The organism is Microvirga sp. P4_G7, from assembly GCF_056401005.1.
Genome location: NZ_JBFUKD010000888.1, coordinates 1 through 1,257, shown reverse-complemented (window position 1 = coordinate 1,257; position 1,257 = coordinate 1). Strand labels below are relative to the sequence as shown.

Annotated in this window: 2 protein-coding genes; both read right to left on the bottom strand. The window is 58.6% G+C overall.

Going from position 1 to position 1,257, the window contains the following annotated elements; genetic code table 11:
- On the bottom strand, positions 1 to 745 hold a 745-nt coding region (locus tag AC1DT3_RS21660; RefSeq protein ID WP_477467244.1), incomplete at its 3' end, for a cadherin repeat domain-containing protein.
- 91 nt (positions 746 to 836) lie between these two features.
- On the bottom strand, positions 837 to 1,257 hold a 421-nt coding region (locus AC1DT3_RS21655; protein ID WP_477467243.1), incomplete at its 5' end, for a M10 family metallopeptidase C-terminal domain-containing protein.

Here is a 1,257-nt window from a genome sequence, read left to right as displayed (position 1 = left end):
CCTTGTTCGGAACACCGTCGTCGATGACATAAACCTTGAACGTCTTCTCTTCCGAAAGCGCGGTGCCTCCCGGGCCGCCGGCATCGGTGACGCGGACCTTGATTTCGTAGTACTTTCCACCGCCGTCCGATTGCAGATCGGACGCGTTGTAATCGAGCGGAGCAGCGAGAACGACCTTCTTGCCCGTTGCGTCCAGCTTGAACCGGCTGCCCGGGTTCTCGATGATCGAAAAGGTCAGAGTGTCGCCGAATCCGAGATCCTCATCCTGATCCGACGCTCTCAAGTTGCCGATCACGGTGTCGGCCGCGCGTTTCTCCACGACCGACAGGTCCGTACCGCCACCTTCATTGACGAGAGCCAGTGCGTTCGGCGCGTCGTTCTTGTCCCTCATGTAGACGTTGAACTGTCCGGCTTGCGTACCCGTTCCGCCGCCCAGTTCGATTCCGGTGATCGACATCGCATAGGTGCTCGCGACCTCGAAGTCGAACAGGCTCGACCCGTCTGCGGCCTTGGCTGCCTTTACGAAGATCTGATTGCCGACGATGTAGAAGCGCCCTTCACCGTCTCCGTCGAATCCAGGCCCGAAGTTGAACGAATAACGCCATCCGGGCTGAGCATTCGATATCGTTCCGATCAACGTGTCGTTCGCGAGGTTCTCATCGAACAGCACATTGTACAGCGGCTCCTCACCGGCTTGTGCGCCCGATGAGCCGGCAACGATTTCGAGAGTGTAAGGAACTGCCATTCTGGCCTCCACGTCGCAAAGAGTAATACGGGCCGCGCGAGCGGCGAGATCGAGGAAAATGCGCGCCGCTAAGGCGTCACTTCGGCCGCGATCAGATGATGAAAAGGTGAGCCACGGTCAGAGCCGGCTTTGTGCTGAGGACTGCAATTTGCACGGCTGCATGGTTGACTGTTCCGTTTCCGGAACCGTCCACGTCGTAGTAGAGCGCTCCCGTGGTCGTGTTGTAGATGATGCGATGTTCCGTCGAGGTGCCGGCAGACACATCGGATCCAGAAATAAACGCCGTTTGCGCAAGTGATTTCGGCTCGCCGAAAGACGAGCGCGGACCCAGGCGAGGGAAGGCAATCGCATCGAGATAGATCTTGTCTTCGTTTGTATCGAAATCGGTGATCGTGTCCGAGTTGGTTTGGGTGTTCGGAGCGGTGTCGAACACGAAGACGTCGCCTTCGGTGCCGCCGGTGAGTCTGTCGTTTCCGCGACCGCCGAAAAGAGTATCGCTGCCACCACCGCCA